Source organism: Marinomonas sp. 63XJN7_7_ISO-PGPR-S23-202 (assembly GCF_056173505.1).
Genome location: NZ_CM149677.1, coordinates 1,699,131 through 1,716,425, shown reverse-complemented (window position 1 = coordinate 1,716,425; position 17,295 = coordinate 1,699,131). Strand labels below are relative to the sequence as shown.

At 42.2% G+C, this 17,295-nt stretch carries 22 protein-coding genes; 2 read left to right on the top strand and 20 right to left on the bottom strand.

Features of this window, described 5'->3' with window-relative positions; genetic code table 11:
* Positions 1–82: 82 nt before the first annotated feature.
* The 7 genes from AC0VYG_RS07975 to AC0VYG_RS07945 form a co-directional block, all read right to left on the bottom strand.
* The gene (locus AC0VYG_RS07975; protein ID WP_475431781.1) at positions 83–640 is read right to left on the bottom strand and encodes a hypothetical protein; all 558 of its coding nucleotides are present in this window, start codon (positions 638–640) and stop codon (positions 83–85) included.
* Positions 641–1,156: 516 nt separating this feature from the next.
* Positions 1,157–1,690, bottom strand: a complete 534-nt coding sequence (locus AC0VYG_RS07970; protein ID WP_475431780.1) for a hypothetical protein — start codon at positions 1,688–1,690, stop codon at positions 1,157–1,159.
* 54 nt (positions 1,691–1,744) lie between these two features.
* The gene (locus AC0VYG_RS07965) at positions 1,745–2,236 is read right to left on the bottom strand and encodes a GNAT family N-acetyltransferase (RefSeq protein ID WP_475431779.1); all 492 of its coding nucleotides are present in this window, start codon (positions 2,234–2,236) and stop codon (positions 1,745–1,747) included.
* 81 nt (positions 2,237–2,317) lie between these two features.
* A complete protein-coding gene (locus AC0VYG_RS07960) occupies positions 2,318–2,866 on the bottom strand; it encodes a DUF6624 domain-containing protein (protein WP_475431778.1) in 549 nt (182 codons plus the stop codon).
* Positions 2,867–2,962: 96 nt separating this feature from the next.
* Positions 2,963–3,418, bottom strand: coding sequence for a hypothetical protein (locus AC0VYG_RS07955; protein WP_475431777.1), 456 nt, complete (start codon positions 3,416–3,418; stop codon positions 2,963–2,965).
* A gap of 126 nt (positions 3,419–3,544) precedes the next feature.
* Positions 3,545–4,063, bottom strand: a complete 519-nt coding sequence (locus AC0VYG_RS07950) for a GNAT family N-acetyltransferase (RefSeq protein WP_475431776.1) — start codon at positions 4,061–4,063, stop codon at positions 3,545–3,547.
* Positions 4,064–4,128: 65 nt separating this feature from the next.
* Positions 4,129–4,671: a GNAT family N-acetyltransferase gene (locus AC0VYG_RS07945; RefSeq protein ID WP_475431775.1), complete on the bottom strand. Its 543-nt coding sequence runs from the start codon at positions 4,669–4,671 to the stop codon at positions 4,129–4,131.
* Positions 4,672–5,148: 477 nt separating this feature from the next.
* On the opposite strand from AC0VYG_RS07945, the gene AC0VYG_RS07940 reads away from it, so the two are divergent.
* A complete protein-coding gene (locus AC0VYG_RS07940) occupies positions 5,149–7,440 on the top strand; it encodes a methyl-accepting chemotaxis protein (protein WP_475431774.1) in 2,292 nt (763 codons plus the stop codon).
* Positions 7,441–7,505: 65 nt separating this feature from the next.
* On the opposite strand, the gene AC0VYG_RS07935 is transcribed toward AC0VYG_RS07940, so the two are convergent.
* Together AC0VYG_RS07935 and AC0VYG_RS07930 are read right to left on the bottom strand one after the other, a co-directional pair.
* Positions 7,506–7,610 (bottom strand): hypothetical protein, encoded by a 105-nt coding sequence (locus tag AC0VYG_RS07935; RefSeq protein ID WP_475432531.1) that lies wholly within the window; start codon positions 7,608–7,610, stop codon positions 7,506–7,508.
* A gap of 496 nt (positions 7,611–8,106) precedes the next feature.
* Positions 8,107–8,385: a hypothetical protein gene (locus AC0VYG_RS07930; protein ID WP_475431773.1), complete on the bottom strand. Its 279-nt coding sequence runs from the start codon at positions 8,383–8,385 to the stop codon at positions 8,107–8,109.
* Positions 8,386–8,752: 367 nt separating this feature from the next.
* Between AC0VYG_RS07930 and AC0VYG_RS07925 the strand changes: the two genes are divergently transcribed.
* Positions 8,753–10,732 (top strand): putative bifunctional diguanylate cyclase/phosphodiesterase, encoded by a 1,980-nt coding sequence (locus tag AC0VYG_RS07925; protein ID WP_475431772.1) that lies wholly within the window; start codon positions 8,753–8,755, stop codon positions 10,730–10,732.
* 246 nt (positions 10,733–10,978) lie between these two features.
* On the opposite strand, the gene AC0VYG_RS07920 is transcribed toward AC0VYG_RS07925, so the two are convergent.
* The 11 genes from AC0VYG_RS07920 to AC0VYG_RS07870 form a co-directional block, all read right to left on the bottom strand.
* Positions 10,979–11,356: a hypothetical protein gene (locus tag AC0VYG_RS07920; protein WP_475431771.1), complete on the bottom strand. Its 378-nt coding sequence runs from the start codon at positions 11,354–11,356 to the stop codon at positions 10,979–10,981.
* A gap of 113 nt (positions 11,357–11,469) precedes the next feature.
* Positions 11,470–11,850 (bottom strand): nuclear transport factor 2 family protein, encoded by a 381-nt coding sequence (locus AC0VYG_RS07915; RefSeq protein ID WP_475431770.1) that lies wholly within the window; start codon positions 11,848–11,850, stop codon positions 11,470–11,472.
* 26 nt (positions 11,851–11,876) lie between these two features.
* Entirely contained in the window at positions 11,877–12,536 is a 660-nt protein-coding gene (locus tag AC0VYG_RS07910) for a hypothetical protein (protein ID WP_475431769.1), read from the bottom strand.
* Positions 12,537–12,603: 67 nt separating this feature from the next.
* Positions 12,604–13,248, bottom strand: a complete 645-nt coding sequence (locus AC0VYG_RS07905; protein ID WP_475431768.1) for a hypothetical protein — start codon at positions 13,246–13,248, stop codon at positions 12,604–12,606.
* An 89-nt stretch (positions 13,249–13,337) separates the two neighbouring features.
* Entirely contained in the window at positions 13,338–13,733 is a 396-nt protein-coding gene (locus AC0VYG_RS07900; protein ID WP_475431767.1) for a DUF2750 domain-containing protein, read from the bottom strand.
* 70 nt (positions 13,734–13,803) lie between these two features.
* Positions 13,804–14,523 (bottom strand): class I SAM-dependent methyltransferase, encoded by a 720-nt coding sequence (locus AC0VYG_RS07895; protein WP_475431766.1) that lies wholly within the window; start codon positions 14,521–14,523, stop codon positions 13,804–13,806.
* Positions 14,524–14,544: 21 nt separating this feature from the next.
* A complete protein-coding gene (locus AC0VYG_RS07890) occupies positions 14,545–14,964 on the bottom strand; it encodes a GNAT family N-acetyltransferase (protein ID WP_475431765.1) in 420 nt (139 codons plus the stop codon).
* 108 nt (positions 14,965–15,072) lie between these two features.
* Entirely contained in the window at positions 15,073–15,411 is a 339-nt protein-coding gene (locus AC0VYG_RS07885) for an NIPSNAP family protein (protein WP_475431764.1), read from the bottom strand.
* Positions 15,412–15,568: 157 nt separating this feature from the next.
* The gene (locus AC0VYG_RS07880; protein ID WP_475431763.1) at positions 15,569–16,078 is read right to left on the bottom strand and encodes a hypothetical protein; all 510 of its coding nucleotides are present in this window, start codon (positions 16,076–16,078) and stop codon (positions 15,569–15,571) included.
* Positions 16,079–16,190: 112 nt separating this feature from the next.
* Positions 16,191–16,475 carry a hypothetical protein gene (locus AC0VYG_RS07875; protein WP_475431762.1) on the bottom strand — a complete coding sequence of 95 codons (285 nt, stop codon included), beginning with the start codon at positions 16,473–16,475 and terminating at the stop codon, positions 16,191–16,193.
* 71 nt (positions 16,476–16,546) lie between these two features.
* Positions 16,547–16,954 (bottom strand): hypothetical protein, encoded by a 408-nt coding sequence (locus AC0VYG_RS07870; RefSeq protein ID WP_475431761.1) that lies wholly within the window; start codon positions 16,952–16,954, stop codon positions 16,547–16,549.
* Positions 16,955–17,295 lie beyond the last annotated feature (341 nt).

Here is a 17,295-nt window from a genome sequence, read left to right as displayed (position 1 = left end):
ATACGTGAGCTAAAATCCGAGCGAAGCGACAGAGCCCACGTGTTACTGTCCCAGCGAGCCTGCGAGCGACTTAATGTGTTTGTTAGTGCTGATATTCCCAGCGCTTTCCAACAGCTTCCCAAGGAAGAGCTTTTTGCTTTTTTACTTTCCGTACTTTGCCATTTTGAATGTGATATGTTTCCATTAAATCAAATATCCGTCGATTCTTGCGCTTAAAACGAATAAGAATCAGCACTAGAGGTTCTTCAGCATCTCCCCACTGATCTAAGACTGCATTTAGATTATCGTCATGAAATCTATCATCAGAATATGAAACAAAGACGGAGAACTGACAAAATTCACGATTATTATGCAACTGTCTGACTTCATTGACTTTATCTGTAAATCTTGGCTCTCTCCATTCCCATTCTAGATTAGCAATAGTTTCTTCATTATTGTCTTTTATTACTGCGTCTGTTCTTCCACCGCTTTCAAAATATGTAAAATAACCTAGAAGGTCAGACGTAGCGCGCGTGCAAACACCTAAATGAATAGTCCACTCAGCTCTCGTACCTATCTCTTTAAAATTTTTTGCAAGAGGGAAATCTCGATACCAAAAAGCATTAAAGATCGAGATAAAATCTTTCGTAATAATCTTCATGTCTAACTACTTCAACAAAAGCGCTAACTACTAAGCGGTTATACAGTGGCGAAGCCATGGCTATAACCGTCTGATGAACGGCCGCGTTATCTATAGGGGATTTGCTTTTTCAGAATGGGCGACGTCCCTGTTAATATCGCAGTGCTTTTTCTCCCTTGCTAAGGGATATTCCCAAAATTTAGGCGGGGTTTACGTTTATTTTTTATCACAGTATGACTCTTTTTACTCGAATCCTAAGCATTAGGCAATACTCGATCCTCAGGCTCCATGACCTGATCCGCTTTCAAGGCAATGTATTTATGCCTGAGTCTGTTAACGACTATTCAAGCCCAACTGAGGGGAATATTTTATCTCCCCAAGATAAACCACATTAGGTTCACCACACGCTGGGCATCGACACCCCATTGGCGCAGTGTCCATCTCCACTTTTACAGACTTCTTGTTTCGTTCAACACCTGCAACAGCGGCCGAGCGTAGCGAGGTCCAGGCCCGAAGGGCCGATGCTGCTTGCACTTGTTACGTGTTTAGACTTGCTCGAAGCCGATTTAGTAATTTTAGTTGCTCTTTATAGAGCCTGTTCCCCTCAGGGTGATTTTCACATTTAATATTGATTCGATTTTCCTGCTCTGAGACGAACTTTTCGATTGACTCTATTTTATTTCGAAGAGCGACTATATCTTTGTACTGGTCGTTATTCGATGCTTGAGATATCTTTAGCAATCTTCGCAAATCGGTCTCGGATAACGCCTGAAACTCGTAGCTGACTTCTGCACAATTTATGATGATAGGCTTGTCGAACCCATATACCCATATTTGTACTTCACTTCCTTCGATTTCAACGCCATCAATTTCGTACTCTTGAGCTTTGACTTCCTCAAGTTCTACTTGGTTAGAGCTTGAGTAATCATACCCATAGAGATCAATGGCCAGCACCGGGGTGCAGCCTTCTTCAAAAGCATTCCATGACAGCAGCCGCATAGACAGGTCATTATCTTTTGATAAGAGGTCTACTAAATGGCCGCCAAAATTTCCTAGTTTATCAATACTCATGACACGTAACGTTCCTGCTCACGGGCTCACCTACGAGTCCCATGCAACGGTTTGTTAAGTACCAGCATTGAACTCGTAGAGGTTCCTAGACATATCATCAAGATATCGAACTAACTTGAAACCAACTCGTTCTAAAATTTTGTTTGATGCTACGTTTTCAGGATGTGCAAAAGCAACGATTTTGCTGAGCCCAATTACATTCGTAGCATAGCTCGTAGCAAAATTCGCTAACTCACTGGCATAACCTAATCCACTTTTCTCTGGGGCGATATAGTAAATCAGCTCAGGCCCCCAATGTGGGTCATCTTCATCGATGACAACACCACCCCACCCAATTACCTGGCCGGTTTTCTTTTCAGTAATCGTCCAACAACTATAACCTAACGTTTTCCATTGCTCAGCAAATCTCTTTATATATAAAGCGCACTTATCATATGAATCAAGGTTCACGCTATACTTCATATGTTCAGAATTGTTCATAATCCCGATTAGATGGGGAAGTGCCTCAACTGAAATTTGCCGATACGATAAAAATTGACTTTCCATAAAAGTACTTAATGCCGCAAATCATCGGAAGCAAAAAGCAATGCGAAGCGGCTCTTTTGCTGTCCGAGTGAATTTGCTTTGTTAGCCATTATTTTTACGACGATTGGCCACAGTTGTGTTATGTCTTTCTTGAATGCGTCTCGTAGCATCAGAAAGTGACTCAAGCCCTACTTCCTTGCGTAGCGTTTCAACATTTTCAGGCTCTTCAATTGGCAATGGATAGGCAATTCCATTTTCGTCAATATCATGCTGGGTGCCATATATTTGAGGCTTGCCAGACATTGTAAAAACCCTATCTTGAAGGTATGCCAAGCACCATCCCTCTGACTCACCCTGATTTATTGCATCTTGTAATAGGGGTAAGCATTTATCCATGAAATCTGTATCCAGAACCGCATGCTGAATTACTAACCAGGCAGCCTTTGAACCTTCTTTGCCGACTAGACTAAAACCCGGCCAACCATATTGGTTGATAATTTCTTTGATGCGTGCATTGTTCTTTTCATGAACTGCTTTCATTCTAGGGTGGTAATCATTGGTTCCCAATTCCCCACTATCAATTAATTCCTGCAAAACTCGTTGATCTTCCTGTTGCATCGACTGCAATTCATTTTTCAATTGCTGGTTCAATTCTACGATTCCTTTGATGGCTAACGCCGCGCTCTGCGGCAATTTTGGAGCGCAGCGGAAAAATTGTCCGACAGAAACGCCTTGTTAGCCGTGTGTTCATCTTGCACTCAAGTCGGTAGAAAGCTTTTCCCATATTTCATGTAAGACATTAAGATTATTGCCAGCAGAGAAAAGCCTAGCTTGATCATATGTGAACATTTCTATGTGAAAACCATTTGATTTCCCTTGGACTTTACCAATAACCATAAGGTCATCATCATAACTTTCTATGACGCCATGAACACACACATCTCGTATCTGAGCCGTTCCCTTTGTTAAATCAATAATTTCATCTATGCTCGGATTACACTCTATCGACTGCGGTAAGTTCCGTTTTATGAAGTCTAACTTTCGATTTAAGCTTAACGGCTTTTTGTCATTGTCTTTTGATGATAGCAAGAATACACATTGATCTATCCTGCGTTCGATAGGTGTCCACATTACCGTAAGTAAACCAATAACAGTCAACCATGGCTCTAATTGCTTCTGTTCCTTCAAAATATCTGAATTCATATTGACTGACTCCATACGGCTAACGCCTATCTACGTTCCTAACTTTTGTGAGACACCCATATAAATACCTAATTTAAACTGAAAATGCCACGCGTTACGAATCTGCCTTAAATGCTTGTTATACCGCTACTCGCAAGCCACCCAATACCTCGCCAATGGCTTCGGAAAAACTTTCCCCATAACCACTTTCTCAAACTGACCACCGTTAAATTCAATGACCTTACGCGATGCTATATTATCTTCATCCGCCGTAATAAGTGCTTGAGCGATACCCAGCATTTTTGCTTTGGGCAACGCTAACTTGAGCATCAATTTACCATGACCCATTCCGCGATAAGAAGGAGCAACATCATAGCCAATGTGACCTGCTTCTAAAGCCAAAAACTCATTGTCGATATTATGGCGAACACGAATTACACCCAGAATATTTCGATGATTGTCGATAAGCCAGAAATGATTACACGGCACATAGCCATCAGGTAAATTTAAGCCTTGCGCCTCATTTTGAAGTCGTTGAACGTATTGCGCGAAATCAGAAATGCCGTCACGGTAATAATCCGCATTTTCTACGTCATTTTCAGCAAAATCGTGGTAATACACCGAAAACTCAGATTCAAACTCTATCGAGGGTGAAACTAATTCCATATAGATTTTTCTCCTTGCGGCAACGCCTCAATCAGCGGCGAACCCCAAATTTAACGGAACGGAGGTTAGTCCGCCTGCATTGATTTGTTATGCAATGCCCAGTTTTTAAACTTCAGTCTATATAACCGCACCAGTCGGTTATGAAACTCCTGAACCGTGTAATCCCCAAATCCCGCCTTCTCGGCAACCCTGACAGATGAGGTATGTTCCGGCTCGATGATAACAACTATCGATTCACAGCGTTTTAGATCGAAGGCATAATTTATAACACCTTTTGCAGCTTCAGTCGCGAGCCCTTGATGCCAGTACCTACACGCCAATCGATAACCTAGATTAATTTCCTCAACTTCACCGACTAACTCAGGGCCAACACCGCAGAAGCCAATAAGGTCACCCGATTCTTTCTCAGACAAAGCCCATGGGCCGAGTCCGTGTGATGAATAACACCCAATGCACCAGTCTATAAATTTACGGGTGGCCTCCTCGTCGCAAACTCCACGAACGGAATACTTCATAACTTCCGGGTCACTTAGAATCTCAGCTAGCGCTGGAACGTCCTGGAGAGATAACTGCCTTGCGATCAATCTATCCGTTTCAAACAGTTGCACTAAATCCTCCCTATGCATAACAGTTATTATACAGATATAGCCTATATAAAATTGTGAGAAATTACAGATACCATTTAATTAACATACTGTTTTATAAGTCTTAAACTTCCCTGTACTCACAGATGTCTGTATAAGTTTTTCCACTAGATGCATACTCTGCTATTAGGAAAAATAGGTCAAGAACTAACATAAGACAGTGGTCAGGAACCTAGGTCCAATACATTTCGGGACACAAACTAATGATTACCTCACCGTTTTAATCATCAAAAACCTTCTCGCAAACAATACACCTACGATGCACCGGATGTGATTCAGTCCCGCGAGCTGTCCGGTGGTGTGGTGTTCTGCTGAGAGTTACAGGGATCACAGTTATAGAAAAAATATTGATTTGAATCATCTTATTGATAGAAAAAACTAATAGTTAGAATAAGTTATCTATAATTAAAGAAATGCAACCTGACTCACCTTGAGGTATTGATGAAACATCTCAGTTTACTTGCTCGTTTTAGTGCCGTAGGCTTTATATCGATTCTCTTGGTCTGCTTTTTATTTATCTGGGGCGCAGTGCGTCTAGCTCAGCAGTTATCGGATGACTTTATTTTTACAAAGATGGCCGGGCTGGAACAACAGGTACAGTTCCAAATCGACTCGATCCTGTCCAAAAGTCAGTTAGCGGTAGATACGATTGCCGCTTTGCCTGACGTCCAAAAGGCCGTCGCACAGCATGATAAGAGTAAATTGAGTCAGCTATTTGATTCGCAATGGCCACAGATCCAGGCATCGGGGGTCAGTCAGTTTCAATTCCACATTCCGCCAGCCTACTCACTCTATCGGGTCCATAAACCGGGGAAAAGTGGTGATGACTTATCGTCTTTTCGCCATACGGTGGTTGATGTCAATACTTCGCAGCGGTCTATCTCCGGAATTGAAGCGGGTGTTGCAGGGCTTGGTTTGCGTTATGTTGCCCCGATCCGTTTTGAAGGGAAACCTGTCGGTAGTGTCGAATTTGGGATGACACTAAACCGGGAGACCTTCGCGAATTTGCTCAGAGATAAACTGACGGATGTCGCGATTCGCGTTCAGAAAAATGATGGATTGAAGGATGTGGTCACTCCCCGGACGGGCGGTGTGCCGGTTTTGACACCGGAGCAATATCAGCAGGTTATTTCCGGTCAGACGATGGATATCCGTTCAGAGCAGCAAGGTCATGAAACAGCCATCAGAGTTTTCCCGCTGCAAGACTATTCCGGAAAAGCTATCGGGGTGGTTGAAGTCAGCTATCGTATCTCCCAGTTACAAGCGATGATTTGGTCTGATACCAGAATGATGATGATATTCGGGCTGCTCAGTGCGTTTGTCGTCGCAGCGGGATTGATATGGATGACCCGTTACTCAATCCGTCCGATGAAGGACATCGTTGATGCCATCGAAAAAGTGGTTGAAGGACAACAAGGCTTAGATGCCAGACTGGAAGAAGGTGGCCCTCGGGAGATCGCAAGCCTGACCCGGGTTTTCAATCGTTTTTGCGATAAATTGCAGGCGACTTTTTACCAAATGTCAGATGCGATCAATCATATGGTCGTCCAGTCCGATCATTTATCGAACGAATCGGTGATGACCGACAAAGGGATGAAGGAACAAAAAGATCAACTGACTTATGTGTCAACAGCGATGACGGAAATGACGGCAACGGTACATGATGTTACCCAGAATATTGTGCAGGCTGCCGACAGTACATCACAGGCAAATGATCAATCTCAGGTCAGTAAAGCCGTGCTGCAAAAAGCTATCAATCAGATGCTGCAACTGGACGAATCTATTCATCAGATCGGGGATCTGAGTTCTCAGGTCCATGAAGCCAGTACTTCAATCGCATCGATTCTCGAAGTCATACAAAATATTTCTGAACAGACGAATTTATTGGCACTGAATGCAGCAATTGAGGCCGCCCGTGCGGGAGAGCAGGGACGGGGGTTTGCTGTGGTTGCCGGTGAAGTGAGAAATCTGGCACAGAAAACGCAGGCATCAACGGAGGAGATCCGTCAGAAAATCACGATTCTGGAAAACAGTGTGAATGCTACGATTGTGGTGATTCAGTCCAGCCAAGAACAAGCGCGACAAAGTGTGGATAATGTTCAGGTTGCCGGTGGGGCAATCTCTGAGATGGAACATTCTGTCGGGCAGATTAATGAGATGACGACTCAGATAGCGGCCGCCTCGGAACAACAAGTTCAGGTCTCCGATGAAGTGAATGCGAACATCAGTAAAATTCATGAGTTAGCCGAGACGACTGCCAGCTCTTCACTTCTGACTGCGAAACTATCCGCGGAGATTGCCAATGATGTGGAACAACTGAATAAATACTGTACCAGTTTCGGCGGCGATTCTGATGCACAGAAATTGAAACAGGCAAAAACATCTCATCTGGCATGGAAAACGGTTATCCGCAGTTATCTGTCCGGATTAACGCAGATGAATCAGCAAGAAATCGTCTCTCATAAAGAGTGTCATTTTGGTCAGTGGTATGACGCGGTCGGTCGGCAAAAATTTAGCGACATTCCGGCTACGGCGGCAATTGATATGCCGCATAGTGAGATGCACGCAACCATCAAGAAAATTATTCAGGCCAAAGAAAGCGGTGACATGATGGAGGCTGATCGTTTATTTCAGGATATGGAAAAATATTCCGCTGATCTTATCGCACTGCTCGATGAAATTATTCTTCAGGTCGAGCAGCAGGAAACCGCTAAAAAGCAAAACATTTGTTGAGAATCCAGCACTTGCAATTTTGTAAGACATATATGGACGGCACCGGAGCGTCCATATATGTCTCATTAGTACAGTGCCTTAAAATCTTCTCCATCCTCAGAAAGCTGAAAGGAAATCGCTCTGAAAGATGGTGCAACCTCTCCCAATAATGCAGCTTGAGCATATTGCATTAACTGAATTTCGTATTGAGTTTTCATAAGCACTTAACGCCCAGCTAAGCCGCTGGAACGGAGTTGATTGTTTTTTGCGAGCGTAGCGAAAAAGCACAAAACAAACAACGCAGTGGAGGTCGGCTTGAGCTGTTTGTTAAGTGCTGACTTTTCCATACTGCTTCGTCCATGAATTCCAATTATCTTCGTTACGCAAGTATACCAATAATTGAAGGTGACCCATTTCTTTAGGATACGGAATTGATAGGTGTTCTTCACTGTAGCTACGGTGATTTTTAGAATAGTTCGACTTTTTGTGAGACACCCATATTAAATACCTAGCTACATCATACAAAACTATCTTCTTCACAGAAAGAATTTATATGGAATTCATCTTTTATCGTTTCGTTAAGGGATAACTAACTGCTAAAAAGGCGGGTTTTTGGGGTTTTTAGGCGAGTAAATTTACTAATACATGATTAGTATATAAAGAAAGACTATGAATGCTGGAATAAAGCTAAGCGAGTAGTCGGTTATGACTGGATCTTGGCTTTCTATTCAGCTTGTTTGAATCACAATAATGCACAATAGACTGTTCGACACCAGCAACAGCACCGGTTCTTGCGCCAAATTCTGTGGCAATACAAAGGCAATTTTCTGAGGATATATTGAGTCGTTGAAGAATCGGCAACAGAGAGGCATCTATAGCGCCACGTTTATCTTCTCGGATGATTCGCCCAGTCATATCAACCCATTCAAGGTAATCTGATAATTCAAAAGGTAGGCCATCCGACATGTTTTCTCTGGGGTTACCGACAAAAGGATAAAGCAATTTTAGTTGTGACCATTACAAAATACAACATTCGCTTTATATAGCGTTACAGTTGAACGTCAGTAAATCGCTTAGTATTGTGCTAGTGTTGTTTTTAGCGGTACTGATTTTTACCTTGTCGCCAAGGAAGGCAATAACATCTGAACACATTTGAAGGTCTAATGTGGATAAAACCCCTTGGTTTGTAATAGCAGGATTGCTCCTGATCGTGCTCACATGGCGCGCTATTCGATTGTTTTTAAACAAACGCAAGCAGACACATTCCCTTGATACATATCAGCCCACTTATCAACAATTTATCTCTCTTCTCAACGCTAATAACGCCCATCTTATGTGGCTTACAACCCAACAAGGCCATATCTTATATGCCAACAAAGCGCTTGCGGAATTACTTAATACGCCACAAGAAAAAGTGCTAGGAAGCGCTTCTGAGCTTCCATTATCAGACGCAACAAGAACGCGGCTTGCTGTATTGTTAGACTCTCCTATTGGAGAAAGAGAGGAATGGTTAATTCAAGAAAATGGAGCCCCTGTTTGCTACCTAGTAAAAAAGCATCTTCTTGATGACAATACTGTCGCTTGTTCAGCCTACCTGATCACCTCTTACAAAGAACGAGAAAATGCGCTGATTGAATCAGAGCTGCGCATGAATGAGGCATTAAAAGCTACCAGTATTGGTGCCTGGGAATGGGACGTACGAAACGATAAGTGGTTCGCAAACCCCTCTTACTTTTCTATGCTTGGCTACCCTCCTATAGAAGGGTTAGGAAACCGCCAAGCTGAAATCGAAAAAATACATCCCGATGACCGGCCGCTTGTCTTTGACACTATTCGAGCTCTTCTCGAAGGCAAGTCCCAATTAAACCAATATAATTATCAAGCAAGAATTCGCCATGCTAATGGCGAATATCGATGGATTGCCGTCCGCTGTACCGTAACGGAATTCGATGAAAACGATGTGCCAACTCGACTACTGGGTATCCGCATTGATATTGATGCCCTTAAAAAAGCGCAAGAACAAGTCGAGTGGCTCGCCAGCCACGACTCTCTCACTGGATTACCCAATCGCTCCTCTTTGTATAAGAGCTTTAATACACTCATCCAATCCAGCGAACTCAAAAAAACGGGCTTGGCTTTAATATTTGTAGACCTTGATCGCTTTAAAAATATCAACGACACCATGGGACACAACATAGGCGACAAGCTACTAATGTCCGTGGCTGAAAGAATGACCTCACTGATAAAAGAATCCGGCTTCGTTGCTCGTCAAGGTGGCGATGAGTTCATTATACTTTTGCCCTATGTAACCGAAGAGCAGGCAAAAGAAAAAGCGACCGAAATTAGCCAAGTGCTTTCACATCGCTACCAGATAGAACAACATCAATTTGTTATCACACCCTCTATTGGCATTAGTTTATTTTCCCGCGATGGCCGAGATTTTGACACCTTGTATAAACGCGCAGATACCGCCATGTACAGCGCCAAAAAAGAAGGTCGTAATCGATTAACGTTTTTCACGGCGGAAATGCAAAGCCACTCAGAAAGAGTATTGCTGCTTGAAAACGCACTCCACGACGTGATAGAAAAGCAAGAGCTCAGCTTGTTTTTTCAGCCTCAAATGGACCTAAAAACAGGCCAAGTCATCGCCGCTGAAGTGCTGCTAAGATGGCATAGCAAGGAACTAGGCACCGTCTCTCCAGCCGAGTTTATTCCCATTGCGGAAGATACTGGTCAGATTTTAATGATTGGTGAGTGGGTGTTACGCGAAACGATTAACCAACTGAAAAACTGGCAAGAACGAGGAATAACGCCAGTAAGACTGGCTGTAAACCTCTCACCTATCCAGTTTCAAGTCCAAAACCTGCCGGAAATCATCAAACATCGACTAGACGAGTTTCAAGTATCGGCTACGCTACTTGAAATGGAATTGACTGAACGAGGAGCAATGGCCGATCCGCAAAAAGCCATTGAGATGATGAAAGCGTTCCAACAGATAGGAGTACGCACCTCAATAGATGACTTTGGCACAGGCTATTCATCTTTAAACTATCTACAACAGTTCCCTATTTATAAGCTAAAAATAGATCAATCCTTCATTCGGGACATGACAACAGATACAAATGACTACGCAATTGTCAGTGCCATCATCAGCCTTGCTCAACAACTTGGCATAAAAACCATTGCCGAAGGCGTCGAAACTCAAGAGCAACTTACCATGCTGAAAGAGTTAGCATGCGATGAAATGCAAGGTTATTACCTTAGCAAACCTTTACCCTCAAAAGACTTTCAAAATAATTTCTTAGCACATTAACAACAGAGTAGCCTCAATCACTTAACTCTCATACCAGCTATTAATGAAGCAGTCGTCAAAGCCGCTAGAAAGTGATAAGGGATAGAGACTGGCAGGTTGTAGATATGTGCCTTGGTTTAACGTCCAATTAAGGTGTGAGGCACACGATACCAATGCTTCCGCAGAACACCTTAATCACTAAAACCAACGCATTGTGAAAATGCCACGCGTGCCGAATCACTCTTAAATTGTTTGTTATGCTGCTTTCTAATACGGTAACTCATCAGCTTCAATGCCAACATGATCAGGAGCTAGATATTGAGGAAACCTGACCGCTCGGATTGTATCGTGACCAAGTAACACTGCTTTACACACTCTGTGCATACCATCCATTACCCTACCTTTATGACACAGAATGATTGGGTATGATAAGTCAGCTTTTTGGATGAGTTTCGTGTGCTCTATAATATTTCTACAGGTTGGTTTTGCACCACTTAGCTCAAACCAAAATTCTTCGTCTAACTCACTGATGTCTGCTAGAGAGATTTCGATAACTGGCAAATCTTTAGCTAGTTCAATTAGCCGGAAAACATCCCACGATAACAGCCCTTCATCTGAGCTTCGAAAATGATACTGTTGTCTCATAATTCTCTTTGCTGCATAACGCTAAGCTCAATGGAGCACCCACTGAACTTTCAACAAATTCATCACCTTATACCAAAAACTGCGGACCGTAATGCTTCCATTGCAGCGCCTTGTTAAACAGTAATTAAACTCGAATGGGCAGCTATTACTTCCCAGTGATTACCTTCTGTATTTTGCCAAACTCGGGTGAACCTAAATGTTCCATTCGCTGGATTACCATCATAGTTACCATTGATTGTTACCTTGGCAAATACAACCGCTGTATCCTGTTGCAATTTTATCTGCTGGTCTTCGGCTGCAATATTAGATATATGCAACAAACCTGATTTATGTGCTTCTAAATCATCTTTTTTGCCAAGGATTTGACCTAAATGATTCGTAAAAATTAGATTGGAAGACAATAGCTTGTCTAAGCTAACGGTGTCAGACTCAAGCATTGCTTTACACAATAATTCTTCAGCTTCCAGAATTTGAACTTCTCTATTATTTTCCACCGTAGCTCCTTTTTACTGTTTAACGCTTAAAGCATGGGCGCGGCTTTTTCGCGTCCCTTGCCTTTACTTGTTACTTTTGACTTGATGTAAGCCTCAACGACATCAAATCCTGGCTTCTTAGTCAGAACTGTTTTCTCAATATTACGACAGTAATTACCAATAGCCATTGGAGAAGTTGCGTCTATGAAACTAACACCTTCATGCCCACCTGATAGCAACGATTCAAAGTATTCACGTTGAGGCTCTATCAAGCGAAAGTGCATATCAAAGTTACTTCTCTTTCGACTCTTATCGTTATCTTTCCTAGCTCGCAATTCATCAATACCAACATGCAATAAAACGTATGCATCGGGAAAATCTAGTAGGCCTTGCAGAAATGCTTTTGAATAAAAGTCTAAAACTTCATTCACAGGCTGAAAATTCAGATCATCGAATATCCAGTTATACCAAACTGGCTGCAAATGATCTCCATCCAAAATGGCTACTTTTCCTAACTCTGACTCTGTTTTCGCTAACTCCCAGCGCTTTACTTGCATCCGGAAATACCAATCATCTGGCTCATTGGATGAACGCTCAAACAACTCATTCACTTCAGGTATCCGGACATATCCGTACTCACTTTCCATAAATTTGGAAGCAGTACTCTTGCCAATTCCACTAGCGCCTTCAAGACATATTATGGTCATTTAACTTCCTTGAAAGTAACGCCAAGCTAAGCGGCGCGCGCCAGCGCGTCCTTGCTTGAGCGCCTTGTTAACTGCCTTTAATCGGATTAAAGCTCTCAAAATACTTTTGAATTTCTTCCCTTATTTCGTGAGCCGCCTCTTCAATTTGGGAAATACCACAACCCTCTTCATATAATCGTTCGTTGATTTTGTTATGAAACCAGTGATGATTCGATTCTAGGGTGTCCCAATACTTACCTTCTTTGAGGCCATCCTTATAGTTATCCAGCTCTTGCATGTATGCGGTGAACATTGTTTTTGTTCTTTTCTCAAGAAGAGATACAACCTTCTCACGTATTTGCCTTGGTATGAAGGGGTCTGACTTGAGCTTATTTAGAAAAATATCAAGCTCTTCAAATTTTGAAGGTAATCTTACCCCCGGAGGCATTTCCTTATTGGTAAGGATTTCATGTTTATAGGGGATTATTTTCTCATGGAGATCCTGCAAAACTTCCTTTGCCTGATCTTCCTTTGCCCAAAATTTATCTGATGTTCTGTCGAACTCATCATAAATCTCTGATGCCAACTGACTTAAACGCTCCATTACTTTTTTTTGATATTCCGTATTCACGGAATTAAGCAAACCATTCTTCGCCTTTATATAAGTCAATACAGCAATTGTTGATCCAATTATATAAAACAAGACTTGAAATATTTTTACGGCTATATCCACGAACTCTCCTTGGCAGTTAACGACAAGGGTAAACGGCGCGCGCTTTTTGCGCGTCCGAGCAAAGCGATTTTGACCCGCTTGTTATGTTTTTATTCATATTTTGCCATTTCATTTAATAGCTCTTCTTTTAGAGCATTTGGTTCTATACACCAAAAAGTCCATTTTTTATTAGGAAACACTGCAACTTTGACTTTATCTTTTTCAAATAATGGCAGCCAGTGCTCAAGTAGCTCTTCAAGGCTTATTTCAACTGCTTTGTGGCCAGGAAAGTTTCTATCTGCAATTTTTTGAGCATATTCCGGATGAGGCCATAATGGGAAATACTCAAATTCTTCAGGAGCAACAGGAACCAGCCACCCATCTTCACTTTTCACACCCCAGAGCTGTTCCCAATCAGCGACTTTGCCAATGAAATGAGAATAACGATCGAAGCTATCTAGCGCCAAAACTGCTTCAAATTGTTGTTCATTCATTTGGTAAGGCAAAGTCTTTCCTTGTAAACATAACGCTCGCGTAATAGGCGCGAGCTTGCGAGCGTCCTAATTGACGCGTTTGTTATGTACGTTTCACCGCGACCACGGAATATGTATGCCAATGCTTCATTTTACCCAATGAAGTCTTCGATTTTTCATCACGCTCAAAGAACCTGACAATTTCAAAATCCGAGAACAGCCCCTTGACCTCAGACTCCGTTAAAGGTGTTGTTGGACTACGATAATTATTAGCCCAACTGTCTTTGAAACCCATGAAGTCACCAGCAAACACCCCACCGACTTCAATTGAAGATTTAATGTTGCCCCAAGTCGATTCAAGTTTGCCTGGGTCAGCGAAGAACAAGCTTGAGTTTGCGATAACTACCCCAGATTTTGGATAGTCGAACAATTCAAAAGAAGACTCTACGATATTCACCAATGACTTTAACCCAAACCTGTCTCTACAGATAGCTACCGATTCAGGATTAATATCGAAGCCATGAACTTGAAAACCCTGTTGCTCTAAGTACTCGATATCACTGCCTGTTCCACACCCACAGTCAGTGGCTACTTTGAGGTTTGATTCATTGAGTTGGGCTGCAAGTTCAGTACGTTTTGAATGTGGGCGAGACAGTGCCTTTTCGTAGTACTGACGCCAAATTTCAGCATTTTCATCCATAATCTTATGATTTTCCGTAAAAGTACATAACGCCGCGTTAAGGGGTGAATGCCGCCCAAACCAGCTTTCCGCAAACCACTTCACCACCAAAACTAACTGCATACCAAAAATGCCACGCGGCATGAATCCCTCTTAAACGCATTGTTATGTGATTGATTTCTCATGACTAACGTGATGCTTATTTACAGACAAATAACCGCACGCTTCATAAAACTGACTGGCTCTTTGAGTATCGGTAAATAAGGTTACTCGCGAGAAATACTTGGATGCATGTTCCTCTAGGAATTTGAGCAATTCGCGTCCAACACCCAAGCGACGACACTTTTCACTTACATAGAATCGCCGCAACCGTGCTGAACTACCTTGACTGTTTATTCCACCGATAGCTGCTAACATCCCTTCAACTCTAACAAGTGCAAGGATTTCTCCAGTCTTATTAAACTGATTTACTCCGCTTGCGAAATCATTTTGAAGTCGGATTAAAAAGCGAAAACCTTCAGATTGGCTTTCAGCTATCAGAGCTTCAATATCACTTGGTAACTTTTCTACAGTCTCGATCTTCATAAATTCACATAACGTTGCAAATAATCGGTGCGGATGGAGCGCAGCGGAATTTGCATCCGAGTTAATTTGCTTTGTTATGCGTCATTGCTGGCTGTAATTTAGCCGACATTATGGCACCTGTATTGTTGATATAGGTGAGTATTCGATAGGATTAAGAATACGGCCTGTTGCTTGAAGGACTGGTTCACCAATATCAAGATCCATCTTTTTCTTAATATCTATCCACTCTTGATCTGCAAGGAATGCTTCCCATTGAAGCTTCATAGTCTCGATATCAGGCCAATCTAAGATATAGATGAACTCAAAATCATGTTCGGTAAATGACTCCCACATTGCGACTATACTAAACTCATATTTCTGCATAATGCGCATCGCATGATTCTTAAACCTGTCGTGAAACGCCTCACGTTTTTCAGGATTAACTTTGTAAATTCTCAGTTGATACATGATGCTCTCCTTTGGTGTCCACTTTCTCTGGGGCACACTGCGATATAACGCCTTTGTCAGTTGCGTTTTGGTTGTAGTGTAGTTTTGGCGTAAAGTGGCAAAGCCACGCCAAAACGGAGCGTAGACCAAAACGTCAATTGGACAAACTTGTTAGGCGCTATTGACATAGTTGGTCAACCATCTTTTCAAAGTCGGGATATTTAAGTTTAGCTTTTTCTATAATTTTGAGCGGAGTGCTCTCACTAGAAGGTGCGTATTTTTTTGCAAATTTGTAAAACTCTTCGTTTTTGGGCCGTTCCAGACCAGGATAGGCTACCGCTTCATATGGACCTATCCCGTTGGCCAATAACCATACGTATTCTGAAAAGTTTACCGAAACTACACCAACTTCACCTTCGGAGCCAAAAAACACAATAGGCTGCTCTAGAATATCATTTGATTCGTTCACTAACCAAAATGCTGCGTAACCGCCTGTTCCGTCTTGGCCAAATATTAGATACTCGCTTCCATCAAGAGAATCGTTCCCGGTCCATGCTTTAATCCAATCTGAAGTTTCTTCTTGAGAGTAAAAATCAGTGTATGGCTCGAAATCTATTCCTTCGCCGTCGGCGTAATCAATTTCAATATCATGTAATTTTTCTAAAATATCAGGAAATTTTCTTTCCATGTTTATTCTCCGATTTTTGCTACTGATCGCCTAACGCCCCGCTAAACGGCGAGCGTTAGCGAGTCCGGTGGAGGCCACGCTTTTTGTGGCCGGAACGTATTTGAGCGGCTTGTTATGTTGTAGACGCCAAGATCGATTTATAGCGATTAGCATGCAGGTGCCCCATTAAATTTGCCGCCTTTAACAAATGCTCCCAGAATACCCTTCCGGGATTTGGGTTGTCCTCTATAACCCCGTCAAGTTCCTCCATTGCTAGAAGCAACTCGTTTGCCTCGAGGAAAGCGAGAAAATCACTCTTTCGGTATCCGTTGTCGGATTCGACGATGTTCTCGGGAAGCAAACTAAAGGCTGCCCTCAGCTCTATCTCGATCTTTTCCCATTTTTCTACTTGGTTCATAGTTCACGAGGCAACATAACGCCTAGGCTAAGGGGCGGCGCTCTGCGCCGTCCATTACCTTGAGCCTTTTGTTATGCGTCTTTGCCTTGATAATCATATGTTTCTTTTAATCCAAATGCTTTTGCTAAAACAGGCTGAATGTTCTTGAGCCAACTTAATGATTTTTTCGAATATCTAGAAGCTGCTATAACAGCTAGGCATTCACCATTTTCAGATATAATATCAAGCCCAACAAAACCAGTTCCCTTCGCAGGCTCCATCTCATAAAGTTCGACAGCATAAGCTTCAGCAGTACTAGCAACAACACTTCTATTATTTTTAATGCAGCCAATAAACTTCCCATCTTCGCTAGTCCAAGCGATAAATTTGTCCTTGCAAGAATTGGCGTACTTTTCTTTAACACCACTAGGAGCCTGATCCTTTAGAGGAATATCTGCTTCTACATCCACAGGCCTGTCAATTTCGATCCATGTATTCATATATATTACGCATAACATTTTAATAGTGCGCATGCGCGTTTAGACAATTCCAAAAAGTTCTAATGAACGCCGTAAGTAACTGAATCAAAGTTACTTTACGAAATTACTCACAGAAACTGAAAATGGAAAAACGAGCATGCGCGTTTACACATTTATCCACAGCGCGTTATTTCTGATGCGGATATCCTTATTCATTGATACTAAAAGACTTTCAGGCATGCTACCAGTGCAGACACGCAATTTTTTGATTATTTTTCAGACAATCCGTGCCAAAAATTGGCAAGCTGAAAAAATATACTGTGTATTCATACAGATTTAGGTCAATTATCCACAAGGAGTGT